Raw genomic sequence first — 18,202 nt, 5'->3', positions numbered from 1 at the left:
ACTAATCTAGGAGAAACGATGGCGAGTAAATTCCAAAGCCGTTTAGTTGGGACCATAGTATTGGTCGCTGTAGGGGTGATCATTCTGCCTGACTTACTTGATGGTAAGAAACTGCATTACAAAGAAGAGTTTGCCAGCATTCCTCTTAAGCCAGAGATCAATGCGGATGTAGAGAGCTTTGAAGTGCTGGAGCCAGAAGAGGACATCTCTGTCCTTCCGGAGTCGCCAGTACAAGCAACCGTAGGTGAAGAAGTGGTAGAGGAGCAAAGTCCGCCAGCTGATATCGTCGACGTTGCGGTACAAGAGGTTCCAGAGCGCAACGATTACGCAGACAGTGCTTGGATCATTCAACTGATGGCGCTAAAAAATGCCGATAATGCACGTGCATTAGTAGAGGATCTGCAAAAGCGTGGCTATCAAGCTCATGTGAAACAAGAAGCGACATTTACTCGCGTCATCATCGGTCCAGATGTTTCAAAAAGTAAATTGGAGAAGCAATTGATTGAATTGGAGGAAATTACCGGTTCTCGAGGTCAATTGCTCAAATTTAAACCACTAAATCCATAAGAAAACGTTTGCGTCGCGCATTTTTCTGTTAAAATGCGCGCCAACTTGAGATGAAGAATTCATGAATTGGTTAGATTTTGTCATTTTGGGTGTGATTGGGCTTTCAGCTTTAATCAGTTTAGTTCGCGGATTTGCCAAAGAGGCAATGTCGTTGGTGATATGGTTCGGCGCGTTTTTTATCGCTAGCCAGTACTACGCTAAACTAGCGGTGTACTTTACTAATATCGAAGATGACATGTTTCGAAATGGCGCCGCAATCGCTGCCCTGTTTGTTGCGACTCTAATTGTTGGAGCGCTTATTAATTATGTGTTGGGGCAGTTAGTACAAAAAACGGGACTCTCTGGTACCGATAGGGTACTGGGAATCGTGTTCGGTGCTCTTCGAGGTGTGCTGATTGTTTCGGCAGTGCTCTTCTTTGTCGACACGTTTACCACGCTGAATAACAGTGAGTGGTGGGATTCATCTCAATTGATTCCGCACTTTAAGTTAATCATCGAACCGTTTTTTGAACATATCGAAGCAACTTCTAGTTTCCTGTCTGGCGCCTAATGGCGTCAGCTAATGTCGCAAATCGAGGATTAGGACATGTGTGGTATTGTTGGAATCGTTGGCTCTACGCCTGTGAATCAGTCTATCTATGACGCTTTGACCGTTTTACAGCATCGTGGCCAAGATGCCGCTGGTATTGTTACCATAGAAAGCAATCGTTTTCGTCTGCGTAAGGCGAATGGTCTAGTAAAAGACGTTTTTGAAGCGAAGCATATGCAGCGCCTCCAAGGTAACGTAGGTATTGGACATGTTCGTTACCCGACAGCAGGCAGTTCTAGCGCCTCTGAAGCTCAGCCGTTCTACGTAAACTCTCCGTTTGGTATTACCCTGGCACACAACGGTAACCTAACAAATGCTCACGAAGTTCGTGAGAAGCTGTTTGAGAAAGATCGTCGTCACGTTAACACTACCTCTGACTCCGAGGTTCTTCTTAACGTACTTGCACACGAAATTGATACTGTGAAAGGCAATGTCACCTCTGACGATGTGTTCCGTGCCGTAACGAATGTGCACCGCACTATCAAAGGTGCTTATGCGGTCGCTGCGATGATCATCGGTCACGGCATGATTGCGTTCCGCGATCCAAACGGTATCCGTCCTCTTTGTCTTGGTAAGCGTGAGTTCGAAGGCAAAACTGAGTACATGGTAGCTTCTGAGTCGGTTGCACTTGATGCAGTTGGCTTTGATTTCGTTCGCGACGTTGCTCCTGGTGAAGCGATTTACGCAACATTCGATGGTGAGCTATTCACTCGTCAATGTGCTGACAACCCGACACTGAACCCATGTATCTTCGAGTTTGTTTATTTTGCTCGTCCAGATTCATTTATCGATAAGATCTCGGTATACAGCGCACGTGTTGAGATGGGTAAAAAGCTTGGTGAGCGCATCAAGGATGAGTTCTCAGACCTTGATATCGACGTTGTTATTCCGATCCCTGAGACTTCTTGTGACATTGCACTGCAAATTGCACAAGCTATTGATAAGCCATACCGCCAAGGTTTTGTGAAAAACCGTTATGTTGGCCGCACCTTTATCATGCCAGGTCAGCAGCAGCGTAAGAAATCTGTACGTCGTAAGCTAAACGCGATTCGCTCAGAGTTCAAAGGTAAGAATGTACTGCTTGTTGATGATTCTATCGTTCGTGGTACAACATCAGAACAGATCATCGAGATGGCTCGTGACTCCGGTGCAAACAAAGTGTACATGGTTTCTGCCGCACCAGAAGTTCGCTTCCCGAACGTGTATGGCATTGATATGCCAAGTGCAAACGAGCTTATTGCCCACGGTCGCGATAACGATGCTATCTGTAAGCAAATTGGCGCAGATGCACTGATTTACCAGACTATCCCTGACCTTATCGAAGCAGTTGGCTTGGGTAACCCAGATGTTAAGCTGTTTGAAGCATCGGTATTCAACGGTGAATACGTAACAGGTGATATCGACCAGTCTTACCTAGACTATCTAGATTCTCTGCGTAATGACGATGCGAAAGTGCAGCGAGATATCCAACAAGATCTGGCGAACTTAGAGCTTCATAACGAAGGCATCTAATCATCTCGATAAAGTTGAAAGAAAAAACCAGAGCGAGTGCTCTGGTTTTTTTATGCTTGTTAAGTCGAGACCGGTGTTTTACTGAGCTATCAATGCAATGAGTAGTCGATAACAAAGTCGATAAACAAGCGCACTTTCTCTGGTAGGTGGTCTTTATGGTTGTAGAGCATATAGATGTCACGTGGGTTTGCGCTCCACTCAGGGAGTACGCGTACCAAATCGCCATTGTCGATGTGCTCTTGCAGCATGACGTCAGGCATTAGTGTAATGCCTAGGCCTGCAGAACAAGCGCGGCGCACCACGTTCAAGCTATTTGCTTCGAAGCGCCCTTTAGAGTTTTCAATGATCGATTCACCGCTGACATTTTTTAGCTGCCATTTGATAAGTGGCGCACCTTTTAAGAGCCTATGTGAAGAAAGCTCTTCCGCATGTTTAGGTTCGCCATGTTTAGCGAGATAGTCTGGGTGTGCGACCAAGATATCTTTCACAGTGCTTAGCTTACGAGCGATGAGGCTCGAATCGCGCTGAGGGCCAACACGGAAGATCACATCCCACTCTGTTGGATCAAGCTGATCGGCATGGTTGCTCATTGTGAGATCGAGGCTGATGTCAGGATATTGACTCATAAAGTCATTGAACATTGGCATCATCATGCGCTTGGTGAGATTTGAAGGGGAGGAAATCTTCAGTTTACCCGATGCGCCTTTACACTCGTCCGTGATTTCTTCTGTTGTCGATGTCAGACGTTGAAGAAGGGGAGAGCATTCATTATAAAAACGTTCGCCTGCTTCGGTGAGCGATAGCTTTCGCGCGTGACGATTCAGCAAACGAAGGTTCAGTGAATCTTCAAGAGCTTGAATGCGTCGAGTAATTGTTGCAACTGGGATCATGGTTTTACGAGAAGTTGCCGTATAACTCCCATTTTCTACAACAAGCCGGAACAGATTTAAGTCATCGAGTTTCATATATTCAACTATTTGTAATTATTGGTTTTTAATATAGCCCAAATCCTGAAAAAGTAACCCTTTATCCAAGACTTACCTTCACAAGACAAATCGCGTTTTTGTTTTTAAAGTACGGGGAAATCAGCGATTTGAGCGCCTTTATAACAAAACCTAGAACACAAGATAATGCCACAAATGGGGGCATTTGTATAAAAGTGGATTTCTGCCTACAGTTAAAGTACTCAGGAGAGGATTGTATGCTGAGTTCAATAGTCAATTAATTGCATCATTGTAGCGTTTCCTTACGATACGACGTTTGATGTAAACCAAAAATAATAACAATTAAACGCTCAATAGATTTTTGTGAGGCGTATTTTTATGTCTAAAACCGACAGTCAAGTCGCCGTTGCTATAGAGCAACAGCATAGTGCTAGGGTTATGGTCGTCGACGATGACCCCATCTTCCGGAGTGTGACCAGAAAGTTCTTAGAAGCAATTGGTCATCAGGTCGTCGAAGCGGGCGATGGTCTAGAAGCACTAAAGATGTTAGGAGAGGTTCAGCCTGATCTGGTCCTTTGTGATTTAGCCATGCCACTGCTTACTGGTATGGAGTTTACCGAAGAGGTAAGGGTGGAATATCCGTCTTTGCCCGTCATCGTCATTTCGGCTACTGGTGACATGGGGGATGTTGCGAAAGCATTGAGGATGGGCGTAAAAGACTTCCTCACCAAGCCTCTTAGCGATTACCGTTATTTGGCCGAGGCTATCGATGTGGTGCTCGAAGAGAACTCTAGCGTGGGCGAGCAATCTGACTTTGTTAGTCGATGGTTCCATCTTGAAGATGGTGAACCAGGCGGCTCGGATGAGGAAAAGGAGCTTCACTGGCATTTGGAGTATCTTCAACAGAACCCCAACGCGGCGAGAGAGTTGTTAACCGCCTTGTTGCCAGAGAAAGATTCTGCGCTCGGAGCATGGCGTAGTAGTTATCGGCTACTCCAGTCCGCGAACAGTTTACCCTTGGTATTCGACTACACGTGGTTAATGAGTGGTCAACTGGCGTTTTATCTAGTCGACGCCGATTCTGCCGAAGATGGCGGTGTGGCGAGTACCTTGCTAGTCAGAACCTTGTTTGATGATTACGTCCGTCGACTTCAACACAATAGCGTTGATCTGAAAGGGTTGGCTCGCGACATCGAGAAAGGGATGACCTGTGCAAATGGAACCGGGCCTGTGAATGCGCTGTTTGGCAGCATCGACCTTAACGAAGGATCTTTATCTATTCTCCCTGCCGGTTTGAACTGTCGATGGGAGAACGGACAGGCTCATTTCAACGTGGCTGGAGGTAAAAAGTTAGGCGAAAACTGCTTGGGCAATTTTATGACCAAAGATTTGGCGCTTAACGACGCAGGTAAGCTGACATTGAGTCAGGTTGGCACGAGCAGCTTCAGCTGGGACATTCGCTTGGTTTAGTTTGGTTAAATCAAATTGCGATTGAGAATAACCCTACTTTTCATCTGTTTTTGACGAAATGTAATTGGTATATAGTGAAAATGTTACAACATTAGGAGGAGATTGCCTCCCTTTTTATTACAACTATACCCAAGAGCAAAGTCATGTCAGATTCAGAATTCAAAGAACCATACAATATTTTTTACTTTTTAGGTTTCATCGCAGCATTGCTTATCCCTACGCTTCCCGCTACTCTCACTTGGATTAGAGTAATGAACGGATACGCGGGTTTTTGACCAGAGACAATCTCACCACTGTAAAACGACTTCTTTGGAACACAGTTGGTATCATTTCAGTAGTTTTAGGTGTGGTCGGTATAGTCCTTCCTTTATTACCGACAACACCATTCCTTCTTTTAGCGAGCGCCTGCTTTTTTCGCGGCAGTCCGGCTTTTCATCACTGGCTACAGACCCATCCAAAATTGGGCCCGATTATTACTGATTGGGAGCAGGAGAGGCGCGTGACAAAATCGGTGAAACAGAAAGGTGCGGTGTTTATCGTACTTAGCTTTTCTTTCTCTATCTTCGTAGTGAATGGGGTTTGGTTAAAAGTTATGCTGTTCACTCTGTTCTTAGTCATTTTTACCTTCTTTTTGCGGATTCCTGTGAAACCGCCCGTTGCTGATCAACACGAAAATCACTAACATTAGAGGGTTGTGTGCCCACCGATAATGTGGGCGTTTTATTTATACCTACAGAATGAACGTATCTAGCGAGTGGCGTAGTTGCTACGGTGCATAAACACGCTGGACCCGTACTCTGAACGTCAGGCATTCAAAGACCTTTCCAGAGATCAATACTATGACAATCGACAAAATTTCCCTTATCAAAGCAAGCATCAAAAGCATTCCGGACTACCCAAAGCCAGGTATTTTGTTCCGCGATGTAACAAGTCTGATGGAAGATGCTGCGGCATACCAAGCGACAATTGAGCTGCTGGTAGAGAAATACAAAGATCTAGGCTTCACTAAGATTGTGGGCACTGAAGCGCGCGGTTTCCTATTTGGCGCTCCGCTTGCTCTAGAGCTCGGTCTGGGTTTCGTGCCTGTGCGTAAGCCAGGTAAACTGCCACGTGAAACTGTGGCACAATCGTATGAACTTGAATACGGCACGGATACTCTAGAGATCCACACAGACGCCATCGTAGAAGGCGATAAAGTACTGATGGTCGACGACCTTCTAGCGACTGGTGGTACGATTGAAGCCACGACTAAACTTATTCGCAAGCTTGGCGGTGACGTACAGCACGCTGCATTTGTTATCAACCTACCGGAAATCGGTGGCGATAAGCGCCTTGAAGCTCTAGGCATTGAAGTCTACAGCTTGTGTGAATTTGAAGGCCATTAATTAGGACACCTCATGAGTTATCTCGCGCTAGCTAGAAAATGGCGACCAAAGAAATTCTCGGAAGTGGTGGGGCAAGCTCACGTGCTAACGGCACTGGAGAATGCGCTTGACCAAAACAGACTGCACCATGCGTACCTATTTAGCGGTACTCGAGGTGTGGGTAAAACGACAATAGGTCGATTGTTTGCAAAAGGGCTGAACTGTGAAACAGGGATCACTGCGACACCTTGTGGTCAATGCTCGACCTGTAAAGAGATCGATGAGGGGCGCAGTGTTGATCTGTTAGAAATCGATGCGGCGTCGCGAACTAAGGTCGAAGATACCAGAGAATTGCTGGACAACGTCCAGTACAAACCTGCTCGCTCTCGTTTTAAGGTCTACCTTATTGACGAAGTTCATATGCTATCGCGTCATAGCTTCAATGCGTTGTTGAAAACGTTAGAAGAGCCACCAGAGTACGTGAAGTTTTTGCTCGCCACTACGGATCCGCAAAAGCTTCCAATGACGATTTTGTCTCGTTGCCTTCAGTTCCATCTCAAGCCGATCACCGTCGACAATATTCAGCAGCAACTAGAGCACGTTCTTACTGAGGAGCAAGTTTCTCAAGAACGTCGAGCCCTAGCGCTGCTTGCGCATGCAGCTGATGGCAGCATGCGTGATGCACTGAGCCTGACCGACCAAGCTATCGCCCTAGGTAGCGGTAATGTTTCTACGGATATCGTTAGCCAGATGCTGGGCACTTTGGACACGGCTCAAGCATTGCAGTTACTCGAGGCTATTTCTACGGGTGACGCAGAGCAAGTGATGGCGAGACTGAATAGCCTGGCAGACAATGGTGTCGATTGGGACGTATTACTGTCTGAATTGGCGACGCAGTTACATCGCATCGCATTGGCTCAAGCATTACCAACCAGTGTGGATAACGCTGTTGCCGATGGTGATAAAATTCGACACCTTGCGGGAGCACTGCAAGCTACCGATGTGCAACTCTATTATCAGATTGCGCTGAAAGGACGACAAGACTTACCGTTTTCGCCTTCCCAACGTGTTGCTGTAGAAATGACGTTACTGAGGATGCTGGCTTTCAGACCTGTCAGCCAAGTAGCGGCTAGTGAGATAAATGCAGCGCCGAGTCAGCCGCAAATGGCGCCAGTGGCGCAAACTGCACCAGCACCGACAGCACCAGTACAAGCCGCACCTTCACAGACGATGTCTACGCAGCCAATGGCTCATACGCAGAGCGCGCCTCAATACGCAGGGTCTATTCCACAATATGAAGATGGACCAGAGCCTTATATTGATACCTCGCAGATGCCTCCACCGGCACCAATGCAAGGAACTCCGCAACGAGCACCTCAGCCACAGATGCAACCAGATGTGAATGCAGCAGCACCGTCTCAACCCGTGGCTCCCGCTGCGCCTCAAGAGAGTGCGCCAGCTAGAGCGGCAGGCGGTTTGCGTCATCAGTTGCGATCTCGTAGGCAGTCTGCAGGACAAAATACGCAACCCTCGGGGACGAACCCGGGAAAAAAGCCTAAGGCGTCATCTGAACCAAGCTCAGTCTTGGAGCGAGTAGCTATGCGTACTCAAGGTCGAGGTGTAAGCCCGACCAGCGTGTCAGATGTCGCGGAGACCAAAACAGAGCAAGGTAACGCGAATGAGCCATACCAATGGCGCCCGTCCAGTAATGCCGCACAGCAACAAAGTAAGCCGACGATCAAACCGTCCACGCTGAAAAAAGCGCTTGAGCACGAGAAAACGCCAGAAATGGCGCAGCGTTTAACGACGGAAGCCGCCGCGCAAGATGCTTGGGCGGATATGATTGAGAAACTCGATATTGGCAAGTTGGTTCAGCAGCTCGCTCTGAACTCTGTCTATCAGAAAGATGGCACGTCAATTCAATTAGGATTGAGACCCACTCATGCACACCTAAATTCTGACAAAAACCAGTCCGAACTACTCGCTGGCTTAAATGTCTTACTAGGAGAAGAGTGTCACCTTTCTATAGAGGTGTCTGAACAAGGGACTACGCCACTCGAGCTTCGAGAGAATTTGTACCAGATGAAACTGACAGAGGCAGCGCAAAGCCTACAAACGGATCCTAATGTACAGTTTATGCTGACTCGCTTTGCTGCGCAGTTAGACGAAGAGAGTATAAGACCTTTATAAGTCACTCACTTTCTTAGGCTTAGATGTATGCTTAAGGAAGGGCGGGGTTGTAATCGATGAATGCGACCCCATGTTATCAATTGAACTATGAATAAACCGAGAGAAACCTATGTTTGGTAAAGGTGGTATGGGCAACCTGATGAAGCAAGCCCAGCAGATGCAAGATCGCATGCAAAAGCTTCAAGAAGAAATCGCGAACATGGAAGTAACTGGCGAGTCTGGTGCTGGCCTTGTTAAGGTGACTATCACTGGTAGCCACAGCACGCGTCGTGTTGAGATCGATGAGAGCTTGATGGAAGACGACAAAGAGATGCTAGAAGATTTGATCGCAGCTGCGTTCAACGATGCGGCTCGTCGTGTTGAGGAAACTCAAAAGGAAAAAATGGCGTCAGTAACTGGTGGTATGCAACTTCCACCAGGCATGAAAATGCCGTTCTAATTGGAAGATTAGAGACATAATTAATGCGAACTAGCCATATGCTGGAGCATTTGATGGAGGCCTTGCGATGCTTACCTGGGGTTGGTCCTAAGTCAGCACAACGCATGGCCTTTCATTTGTTACAGCGAGACCGAAAAGGCGGCCTTCAGCTCGCGGATGCACTTTCTAACGCAATGACTGAAATCGGTCACTGCCAACAGTGCCGTACATTTACCGAAGAAGAAATCTGCCACATTTGCAGTAATCCCAAGCGTAAAGAGAACGGTCAGTTGTGCGTTGTTGAAAGTCCAGCGGATATCGCAGCAGTGGAAGCAACCGGTCAATTTTCTGGTCGTTACTTTGTTTTAATGGGGCACTTGTCTCCGCTAGATGGTATAGGCCCAAGCGATATTGGTCTTGATGTTCTCGATTACAGACTCAGACAAGGCGATATCGGCGAGGTTATCTTGGCGACAAATCCAACCGTTGAAGGTGAAGCAACGGCGCACTATATTGCAGAGCTTTGCCACGAGCACCAGGTGTCAGCGAGTCGTATTGCGCACGGTGTTCCTGTAGGTGGTGAGCTTGAGTTAGTAGATGGAACGACCTTGTCGCATTCATTGATGGGGCGTCAAAAAATCTGATGTTGGTCTTTCGACAGCAGACTTTGCTATCTAACGAAATAAGTTAAAAGGCGCGATAATATCGCGCCTTTTTTGATCGTTCTCTTAAGCGACAAACCTTATTCGCTATTGCTACCAATCAGAGATCTATAAATCCAAGCTCCGATAACAGCACCAATAATAGGCGCGACCCAGAATAGCCATAACTGAGCGACTGCCCAGTCGCCAACGTACAGTGCGACGCCAGTACTTCTTGCAGGGTTAACAGATGTATTAGTGACAGGGATACTGATTAAGTGGATAAGCGTCAAACAAAGACCGATAGCAATAGGCGCAAAACCAGCGGGTGCGCGTTTATCTGTTGAGCCCATAATGACGATTAGGAACATGGCTGTCATTACAACCTCTGTCACTAGAGCTGCGGTCAACGAATATTGACCTGGAGAATGATCACCATAGCCATTGGATGCAAAACCTGAGCTTGCAGCATCAAATCCAGCCTGACCCGAGGCGATAACGTAAAGGATACCACCGGCAAGTACACCGCCAATCACTTGAGCGATAATGTAGGGAACCAGTTCTTTAGCGTCAAATCGCCCACCTGCCCACAAACCAATACTGACTGCGGGATTGAGGTGACACCCAGAAATATGACCAATGGCGAAGGCCATCGTAAGTACGGTTAAGCCAAATGCGAGGGATACTCCGAGCAATCCGATGCCGACATCTGGAAATGCTGCGGCTAAGACAGCTGACCCACAGCCACCTAAAACAAGCCAAAACGTACCAAACAACTCCGCCAAATATTTGTTCATATCAGACACCTTATTTGTCAACGTGGTTTACATGACAATAGTTCATATAAGCAGAAGCGCTAGTGTTTGAGATGAAATTGTACCGAGTTAGTAAGTACTTATATAACCCTTGGTCGGTGCACTGGTTAGGTTAGGCGTTCTAGCTCGAGGATGTTTTCCAACGCTTTGGCGTTATTATCGGCACAAACGTCAGGGCAGGCTTTGAAGTTGTGACAGACTTTCGGGCGCTCTGGTTTTCCAAATAACTTACACAAATTTCGGTCATCTAGCTGAATGCAACGCACTCCGCTTGGTTTGCCATTTGGCATACCAGGTATAGGCGAAGAAATACTTGGAGCAATACAACATGCCCCACAACCTAAACGACAATCCATCATTACACCCTCTATCTTGAAGGCGGCGAGTTTACCAGATGCGCTAGAATTGTACATATGTGAATCATGCATCAGTACTTGCAGTTTTTAGCCTCTAGAGGTATAAAACGCCTCCAACGAAGAAAAGGGTAACACGAATGAGCAATGCGTTTTGGGAAACCACGCCACTTGAAGAAATGAGCGAATCACAATGGGAATCTCTCTGTGATGGCTGCGGCAAATGTTGCCTGCATAAACTCATGGATGAAGACAGTGATGAAGTGTATTACACCAACGTTGCTTGTAGCTGGCTAAACAGCAAAACCTGCTCATGCAAAGACTACCCAAATCGTTTTCAATCTGGTGAAGAGTGTCTCAAGCTAACTCGCGACAAAATTAGCGAGTTCAACTGGCTGCCAGAGACTTGCTCTTACCGCTTGCTTTCGGAAGGCAAATCGATCCCAGAGTGGCATCCGCTTATCACTGGCTCTAAGTCAGCGATGCATGCTGCCGGTGAGAGTGTTCGCAATAAAGTGGTGTACGAGATAGATGTAGTGGATTGGGAAGACCACATCATCAACCATCCTTCGCGTTAATTTCCCAAGAAGTTAAAAAAGCAGGTCTAACTAGACCTGCTTTTTTGTTATCAGACAACCGAGCTTAGGCTTCGGCACATACCTCGGTAAAGCGAGAACGAGCTTCTTGCGCAGCCAGTGAAGATTGCTCTTTTTGGTCTTGCGCTTCGCTAAGTGCCTGCAATGCACTTTCAAGTTCTTGTTGTAGGTGATCAGGAATTGCTTTGCTCTCGTCTGTAGAGTGCTCTAGCGCATACGCACGAATGCGCTTTTTCACCTTGAACAGTGCTTGCATAGCTTCTCTTTCCGCATCAGCTGCCATTTGGGCAACGTCGCGGCACTTTTCAAAGTTGGCTAGCGCTACCCCTTCATGCGACCAAGGGTCAAACTCTGGTAGGTCTTCGATGTTGATGGTTGGCTCAACATAGTCTTCTTGGTGACGAATATCGAGCGTGGTTGCTTTAACTGCCGAGATCATCAGCATGACGGCAATGCCAAGTAGCGGCAGACCACCTACGATAGCAGCAGTTTGCAGCGTGCTTAGTCCACCTAAGAACATAAGAACAGCGGGCATAAAGCTGAGCGTGAACGCCCAGAACAAACGGTTCCAGCGCATTGGCTCTTGGGTAACATCCTTTTGCACTACGGACGCTAAGATGTAAGAAATAGAGTCGAAAGTGGTGGCAGTAAAGATGATACATAGCATGGTAAACAATAAAATGATGAACCATGAGAATGGCAGTTCTGACAACATCGAGAAGATCGCTTTTGTTGCGCCATGTTCATTTAGGATACCGACGATATCCAACTGCCCTGATAGCTGTAGCGATAAGCCGTAGTTACCTAAGATGATAAAGAATAGGAAGCAGCCGCTAGATCCAAAGAACAGCGAACCTGCGACCATCTGTTTGATGGTTCTGCCACGCGAGATGCGAGCAACGAATAGCCCCATACTTGGTGCAAATACGAGCCACCATGCCCAATAGAAAATAGTCCAATCTTGTGGGAAGTGAGTATCGTCGAAGCTGCCGTAGCCGCCAAATGGTTCGGCCCATGTCGCCATAACAAAGAAGTTCGACATCATTCGACCGATTGAATCTAAGCCTGTCTCCAAAATGAAGATTGTTGGACCAAGCAGCAAGACAATGGCAAGTAATAGCATCGCGCCCCAGAAGTTGATGTTACTGAGAATCTTGATGCCTTTTTCCATGCCTGCGAATGACGAGTAAGCAAAGATAGCTGTACATACGGCGAGAACACCGATTTGAGTGTAAGTGTTTTGAGGTAAGCCAAACAGAACGCTCAACCCTTCACTGATTAGCGGTGCTGCTAAACCTAGCGTTGTTGCTGCACCACCAAGAAGACCAAAGATAAACAGTACATCGATGAGCTTGCCCACAGCGCCAAACGTATGTTTCTCACCAATCACAGGGATAAGGGCACTCGAAACCTTAAGCGCTGGCTGCTTGCGAACATAAAAGAAGTAGGCAATCGGTAATGCAGGAATAAGGTAGATAGCCCAAGCGATAGGCCCCCAGTGGAAAATCCCGTAGGTCGCAGCCCAGCGAATGGCTTCTTCACTGCCCGGTTCTAATTGAAATGGAGGCGATTGGTAATAGTATGCCCACTCAATACAGCCCCAGTACAAAATACTGGCTCCGATGCCGCCGCAAAATAACATTGCAGCCCAAGATGAGGTTTTGAATTCCGGTGCCTCGTCTGGGTCTCCAAGTTTGATTTGGCCGATGTCGCTAAAAATGATGAATACCATAAAGAAGAGAGCAGCGAGACCAAGTGCCAAATATAGGAACCCAAACTTATCGGTCATAATAAGCTTAGCTTGCGCAATAAGGTGTGCGCCTTGTTCAGGAAAGACTATCAGCGGAATGATGACAGCGAGCAGCAATGCGATAGCGCCAAAAAAAGTGGGCTTATCGATAAGTTTAAAGTAACGGTCCATAGGATCACATTCGAGTTAAAGAAAGGTTATTATCTTTTGACTCGAAGTGATCGCTCAAATCGCCTTATTTGTCGTCAGGACAAAGGATAGTTAAGCGAGTGCGAGGATCAATGCACCTATGGTAACAGCAGCGGAAGCGTATTGTCCTAGCGAGTATGAGGTATCTTCTTGTTCTTTCAGGTCATCGGGATGATCCATCCCTAATGCACCATGAGCAAAGGATTGGACGGATTTACCCATACCTTCCTCTTCTTTCGCGTTAGCTTTCTCATTCGATGCCGTTTTTTGTTCAGCTTTTGCTTCTTGTTCTAAAAGCGCCTTTGCCTGAGGAGAGATGGATACACTGTCGCCTTGTTTCACCGGCAAAGTGTTGCCACTTGTTTCTGCAGTTACAAGGTTAGACGTCAACGCTTTATTACCGAGCGACTGAGTCTGAGTTGGCAGGTTAGAATTGACGCTTTGCATAGCTATCTCCATTAGCGTTATCAATTACTATGTCGTCATTGATGGCAAAAACTTTATAAAAATTTCTCTGTGTGAGACATAGAACTGGTTAATGAAAGTTAGCTAAGCAATTAACAAGCCAATTGAATGGCTTGTTAATCTAAAAAAACAAAACTGGGCTTAGTCACACGTTAGTGTGTCGTTGCGTTTGTGTAATCCTTGATATGCCTTCATACGGTTTTCTTGTTTTACAAAACGCACTGGTGGCTCAAGGACATGGAGCTGATAATCGGTTGAATCATCTGACACGCTGGTTACCGGTGAGATGACAACGACGTTGAGTTCAGGGTTTAGCGACTGGATCTGAGCGGCAGTACCCAGCCCCTGTTCGATGTGAAACTTGCCCGCTACATGGAGTACTTGGCTGTTGTTATGTTGGTTTAGGTAATTAACGATACTCTCTGCCATTGTGGCATCCCACGTTAGTTGTGCAGCGTACTGTCTTTCTGTTTGTGCCTTGTCGCCATGGTGCATTGAGGCCATAAACTTGTCTTTGTAAGGCGATGACGACGTGTCAATTTTTGTCGCTACATATGCTCGTTGTGCGCCGTCAAGCTTGTCGAGGTAGTCCAAGCCTTGTCTGCCAATACAGCGAACGATGGGCTTAGGAGCATTACTTGCAATAATAGGTAGGTTGGCTTGTTTAGCGAGCTCTACAAGCGGGCGATAATCACTCTCGTAGTTTGGCCAACCACCACCTTGTTTAATCAGCGTCTGTTCGCCGATCTCGGAAGCTAAGTACTCGTCGACAACGTTTTGATTATCTCGGGTGAACTGCTCCATAGAGAGAGCAAGACTGTCGTTTTCAAATACCAGATCTTTTAGTAAGTCAGTTTGAAAACGGTGAATACCACTGTGAGTGTGCCACTCGCCAACCAGAATAACGTCCGCTTCTAAAAGCTCTGAAGGCAGACTATCGAGATTCAGCGCTTCGCCGGATGGTGTATAAAGTTGATAGTCGTAAAACGACCTCAGAGGGGTATTCTGTTCTATTGAGGAGCCCTCGGAAAAAGAGGGTTGAGACGCTGATTGCTGAGGCGCATTTGATGAGGTACACCCAACGAGTAAAGTCAGTACAAGGGCAAGAGGGTAAGCTTTCATAATCGTTCTCTATATAGAAAAATAGCCTTCATAGGAAGGCTATCTTGGAACTGGTATGGTAATGGAGATTACGCTTCACCTCAATGCAATTGATAACTAATATCATTACATTTTGCGGTATGCTCGTACCATGAAGTCTGCTCGACAGTCGAAATGATCGGCTTTGCTGAGACTCTCTCTAAGTTCTTGATTCGCTTTCCATGCAAATGGCGTCATCTGTAACAAATCATACGCTTGTTCGCCACTAAGGTTCATGTTGTAGTCTAGTTTGCTTTCCGATACTAATTCAAATCCTTCGATCTCTTCAGCAGATTCGTCGTGTAGGCGCACATCAGAGTAGATGAGTTCGCGCAACTCATACAGGTGGTGGCTACCCGGAGTCACAGTCAACATAATACCGCCAGTCTCGATACAGCGTTGAAGCTCTTCGTGCTTACAGGGTGCATAGATTCGAATAACGGCGGCTAAGCTAGCGTCAGAAAACGGTAGCTTGTGGCTAGAAGCAACGCAAAAGTTAACCTTACTGTAGCGCTTAGCACCATATCGAATGGCGACCTTAGAGATATCTAGACCATAAAAGCTTAGGTCTTCGCCTAGTACATCGGCAAAATAGCTGGTGTAATACCCTTCGCCACAACCGATATCGAGCACTGTGCCTTTGTTAGCGTTAAGAGTCGATTTCAGAGTGTCGGTCACCTTATCTCGCATCGGTGCGTAAAAATCGTGCGCCAGAAAGGTACGCCTTGCCTGCATCATCTCTTTGTTATCACCCGGATCTTTCGAACGCTTGTGTTGGACTGGCATCAGATTGACGTAGCCTTCTTTTGCTTTGTCGAACTGGTGATTGTTGCTGCAGCGATAGCTTCTATCGTCAAGAGTGAGCGGTTGCTGACAGAGAGGACATTGATAGGACATAGGTTAGACTCGACGAAAATTTTCGTAAGTCTAACCATATCAAGGGTGGGAAGCAATTCAGTCTGCGAATAACTTCCTTCTATAGGGGTTATTTGGCGGCGATATGAGTAATAAGCTGGTGGCTTTCACCTGGCGCTAGCTCTTTCCCTTCGTCTAACGAGTTAGCGTGCAGGGTCGACTCAATGCAGAACATAGATAAGTAACCGTCATTATTCATGTCGCCCATTGATTCTGCACCTGATTTCCAAGGATTCCAAAGGACGGCAGAGTTTGCACCTTCGTTTTTCACTGACAGTTTGCGGTTCCAAGCATTGTCATGAAGTACGATTTCACTATCTGGTGCTGTGTATACGCGGTCGACAGTATCGGTAAGAGTGAGTACTTCTTGGCCTTCGCACAGTTTGCTATCGAGAAGGCTGTCGACGTAAGTCGTCCCCATTCCTGTGACTTCCATTTGATGGATATCGCCTAGGTTTAGGTAAGTATGAAGGGCTCCAGAGAAGCGCCATGGTGTGCTATCTGTGTTAGTGATATCTAAGGTTACTTTCAGCGTTTCTGACACTTCAACATTGAGGACGAGCTGAAACTTATGTGGCCAGATTTCACGACTAGATTCGTTATCGGTCAAGCCAATGCTAACAAGGACGCCATTGTCGCTTTCACGGTGTTCAATCAGCTCCCAGGTACTGTTGCGAGCGAAGCCATGTGCGGGTGCGGCGATGCGACCGAACCACGGCCAACAAACTGGGATCCCGCCACGTAAGGCTGCTTTGTTGTCATAAACAGCGTCTTTGCTCATCCAAATAAGGTCTTCTTGGCCTTCTGGCTTGAACGAAACAACATGACCACCATGCAGAGAAATAGCAGCTGACGCTTTTGGGTGAAGAACGCGAACCATTTTGTTGTCGCCAAGCTGTGCGATGGTTACGTAATCAGAGAGAACGGTTAGGGTAGGTAATACAGACAAATCCATAGTGTAACTTCCTAGGTTAAGTCTCTGGTTCCTAGGGAGAGGGGATAGCTCCCAGGTGTCGATTGGACCCAGAAACAGATACTAAAAAGGCGACCCCAAGAGTCGCCTTTATTACAAATATTCAGCTAAAAGCTTACATTACTTAGAGATGTGAGCGATTAGGTCTAGAACTTTGTTTGAGTAACCGATTTCGTTGTCGTACCAAGATACAACTTTAACGAAGTTGTCAGTTAGAGCGATACCAGCTTTAGCATCGAATACTGAAGTTTGAACTTCACCGATGAAGTCTTGAGAAACAACTTGGTCTTCAGTGTAACCTAGAACACCTTTTAGAGAACCTTCAGATGCTGCTTTCATAGCTGCACAGATAGCTTCGTAAGATGCACCGTTCTTAAGGTTAACAGTTAGATCAACTACAGAAACGTTAGCAGTTGGTACGCGGAAAGCCATACCAGTTAGTTTGCCGTTTAGTTCTGGAAGAACAACGCCTACAGCTTTAGCAGCACCAGTTGAAGATGGGATGATGTTCTGAGAAGCACCACGACCACCGCGCCAGTCTTTAGCAGAAGGACCGTCTACAGTTTTTTGAGTTGCTGTAGTAGCGTGAACTGTAGTCATAAGACCAGATTCGATACCGAACTCGTCGTTAAGAACTTTAGCGATAGGCGCTAGACAGTTAGTAGTACAAGAAGCGTTAGAAACGATGTCTTGACCAGCGTAAGTGTCTTGGTTAACGCCCATTACGAACATTGGAGTAGCGTCTTTAGAAGGACCAGTTAGTACAACTTTTTTCGCGCCAGCAGTGATGTGCTTACGTGCAGTCTCGTCAGTTAGGAAAAGACCAGTTGCTTCAGCAACAACGTCAACGTCGATTGCGTCCCATTTTAGGTCTTCTGGGTTGCGCTCTGCAGTTACACGTACAGTTTTGCCGTTAACGATTAGGTTACCGCCTTCAACTTCAACAGTACCGTTGAAACGGCCGTGAGTTGAATCGTACTTAAGCATGTATGCCATGTACTCAACGTCGATTAGATCGTTAATACCTACTACTTCGATGTCGTTGCGCTCTTGCGCTGCACGAAATACGAAACGACCGATACGGCCAAAACCGTTAATACCTACTTTGATAGTCATTATAGTTGCTCCACAACTTAATTTCTGTTTAAAGATAACTGGTAGTAAAATTACAGAATCCAGTCACTAACTTCAATAGATAATCGGAATTAATTTGTCTAAAGTCAAAAAAAAGTGTCGCTTTTCTTAACATTCGGTATTAAATGACGTTTTTTTGAACTTAGGTCGTGACTCTGTAATGATTTGCTTTATGTA

At 46.5% G+C, this 18,202-nt stretch carries 19 protein-coding genes; 10 read left to right on the top strand and 9 right to left on the bottom strand.

Annotated features, from left to right (window positions below; all coding sequences use genetic code 11):
• The first annotated feature begins 18 nt into the window (after nucleotides 1-18).
• The 3 genes from LY387_RS11035 (at nucleotide 19) to purF (ending at nucleotide 2,668) form a co-directional block, all read left to right on the top strand.
• A complete protein-coding gene (locus LY387_RS11035) occupies nucleotides 19-567 on the top strand; it encodes an SPOR domain-containing protein (protein WP_234494131.1) in 549 nt (182 codons plus the stop codon).
• Nucleotides 568-628: 61 nt separating this feature from the next.
• Nucleotides 629-1,117 (top strand): CvpA family protein, encoded by a 489-nt coding sequence (locus LY387_RS11030; RefSeq protein WP_128648195.1) that lies wholly within the window; start codon nucleotides 629-631, stop codon nucleotides 1,115-1,117.
• Between the two features lie 36 nt (nucleotides 1,118-1,153).
• Complete coding sequence (gene purF / locus LY387_RS11025; protein ID WP_234494130.1) at nucleotides 1,154-2,668, top strand: amidophosphoribosyltransferase; 1,515 nt, start codon at nucleotides 1,154-1,156, stop codon at nucleotides 2,666-2,668.
• An 89-nt stretch (nucleotides 2,669-2,757) separates the two neighbouring features.
• Here purF and LY387_RS11020 read toward each other — a convergent pair whose 3' ends face one another.
• Nucleotides 2,758-3,633 carry a LysR family transcriptional regulator gene (locus LY387_RS11020; protein ID WP_234494129.1) on the bottom strand — a complete coding sequence of 292 codons (876 nt, stop codon included), beginning with the start codon at nucleotides 3,631-3,633 and terminating at the stop codon, nucleotides 2,758-2,760.
• A 357-nt stretch (nucleotides 3,634-3,990) separates the two neighbouring features.
• On the opposite strand from LY387_RS11020, the gene LY387_RS11015 reads away from it, so the two are divergent.
• The 6 genes from LY387_RS11015 (at nucleotide 3,991) to recR (ending at nucleotide 9,698) form a co-directional block, all read left to right on the top strand.
• On the top strand, nucleotides 3,991-5,082 hold the full coding sequence (locus LY387_RS11015) for a response regulator (protein WP_234494128.1): 1,092 nt from the start codon (nucleotides 3,991-3,993) through the stop codon (nucleotides 5,080-5,082).
• Nucleotides 5,083-5,428: 346 nt separating this feature from the next.
• On the top strand, nucleotides 5,429-5,764 hold the full coding sequence (locus LY387_RS11010) for a YbaN family protein (RefSeq protein ID WP_234496104.1): 336 nt from the start codon (nucleotides 5,429-5,431) through the stop codon (nucleotides 5,762-5,764).
• Between the two features lie 157 nt (nucleotides 5,765-5,921).
• Nucleotides 5,922-6,467: an adenine phosphoribosyltransferase gene (gene apt / locus LY387_RS11005; RefSeq protein WP_234494127.1), complete on the top strand. Its 546-nt coding sequence runs from the start codon at nucleotides 5,922-5,924 to the stop codon at nucleotides 6,465-6,467.
• A 12-nt stretch (nucleotides 6,468-6,479) separates the two neighbouring features.
• Nucleotides 6,480-8,636 carry a DNA polymerase III subunit gamma/tau gene (gene dnaX, locus LY387_RS11000; RefSeq protein ID WP_234494126.1) on the top strand — a complete coding sequence of 719 codons (2,157 nt, stop codon included), beginning with the start codon at nucleotides 6,480-6,482 and terminating at the stop codon, nucleotides 8,634-8,636.
• Nucleotides 8,637-8,745: 109 nt separating this feature from the next.
• The gene (locus tag LY387_RS10995) at nucleotides 8,746-9,075 is read left to right on the top strand and encodes a YbaB/EbfC family nucleoid-associated protein (RefSeq protein WP_042474318.1); all 330 of its coding nucleotides are present in this window, start codon (nucleotides 8,746-8,748) and stop codon (nucleotides 9,073-9,075) included.
• 23 nt (nucleotides 9,076-9,098) lie between these two features.
• Nucleotides 9,099-9,698, top strand: coding sequence for a recombination mediator RecR (recR, locus tag LY387_RS10990; RefSeq protein WP_234494125.1), 600 nt, complete (start codon nucleotides 9,099-9,101; stop codon nucleotides 9,696-9,698).
• Nucleotides 9,699-9,796: 98 nt separating this feature from the next.
• Here the strand turns inward: recR and aqpZ are convergent, their stop codons facing one another.
• The gene (aqpZ, locus tag LY387_RS10985; RefSeq protein ID WP_234494124.1) at nucleotides 9,797-10,492 is read right to left on the bottom strand and encodes an aquaporin Z; all 696 of its coding nucleotides are present in this window, start codon (nucleotides 10,490-10,492) and stop codon (nucleotides 9,797-9,799) included.
• Nucleotides 10,493-10,617: 125 nt separating this feature from the next.
• A complete protein-coding gene (locus tag LY387_RS10980) occupies nucleotides 10,618-10,866 on the bottom strand; it encodes a YkgJ family cysteine cluster protein (RefSeq protein WP_234496103.1) in 249 nt (82 codons plus the stop codon).
• Nucleotides 10,867-11,003: 137 nt separating this feature from the next.
• Between LY387_RS10980 and LY387_RS10975 the strand changes: the two genes are divergently transcribed.
• Nucleotides 11,004-11,441, top strand: a complete 438-nt coding sequence (locus tag LY387_RS10975) for a YcgN family cysteine cluster protein (RefSeq protein WP_042474321.1) — start codon at nucleotides 11,004-11,006, stop codon at nucleotides 11,439-11,441.
• A 64-nt stretch (nucleotides 11,442-11,505) separates the two neighbouring features.
• Here LY387_RS10975 and LY387_RS10970 read toward each other — a convergent pair whose 3' ends face one another.
• From LY387_RS10970 to gap, 6 genes are all read right to left on the bottom strand, one after another.
• The gene (locus LY387_RS10970) at nucleotides 11,506-13,380 is read right to left on the bottom strand and encodes a BCCT family transporter (RefSeq protein WP_234494123.1); all 1,875 of its coding nucleotides are present in this window, start codon (nucleotides 13,378-13,380) and stop codon (nucleotides 11,506-11,508) included.
• A 90-nt stretch (nucleotides 13,381-13,470) separates the two neighbouring features.
• Complete coding sequence (locus LY387_RS10965) at nucleotides 13,471-13,845, bottom strand: hypothetical protein (RefSeq protein WP_234494122.1); 375 nt, start codon at nucleotides 13,843-13,845, stop codon at nucleotides 13,471-13,473.
• Between the two features lie 159 nt (nucleotides 13,846-14,004).
• Nucleotides 14,005-14,985 (bottom strand): ChaN family lipoprotein, encoded by a 981-nt coding sequence (locus tag LY387_RS10960; RefSeq protein WP_234494121.1) that lies wholly within the window; start codon nucleotides 14,983-14,985, stop codon nucleotides 14,005-14,007.
• Between the two features lie 105 nt (nucleotides 14,986-15,090).
• A complete protein-coding gene (rlmA, locus tag LY387_RS10955; RefSeq protein WP_234494120.1) occupies nucleotides 15,091-15,900 on the bottom strand; it encodes a 23S rRNA (guanine(745)-N(1))-methyltransferase in 810 nt (269 codons plus the stop codon).
• Between the two features lie 88 nt (nucleotides 15,901-15,988).
• Entirely contained in the window at nucleotides 15,989-16,873 is an 885-nt protein-coding gene (locus LY387_RS10950) for a D-hexose-6-phosphate mutarotase (RefSeq protein ID WP_234494119.1), read from the bottom strand.
• Nucleotides 16,874-17,011: 138 nt separating this feature from the next.
• On the bottom strand, nucleotides 17,012-18,007 hold the full coding sequence (gene gap, locus LY387_RS10945; protein ID WP_008080593.1) for a type I glyceraldehyde-3-phosphate dehydrogenase: 996 nt from the start codon (nucleotides 18,005-18,007) through the stop codon (nucleotides 17,012-17,014).
• Nucleotides 18,008-18,202: the final 195 nt, after the last annotated feature.

It is taken from the genome of Vibrio maritimus (assembly GCF_021441885.1).
GTDB classification, from domain to species: Bacteria; Pseudomonadota; Gammaproteobacteria; order Enterobacterales; family Vibrionaceae; genus Vibrio; species Vibrio maritimus_B.
The sequence above is the reverse complement of the archived record's forward strand: the minus strand, read 5'-3'. Positions and strand labels throughout refer to the sequence as shown.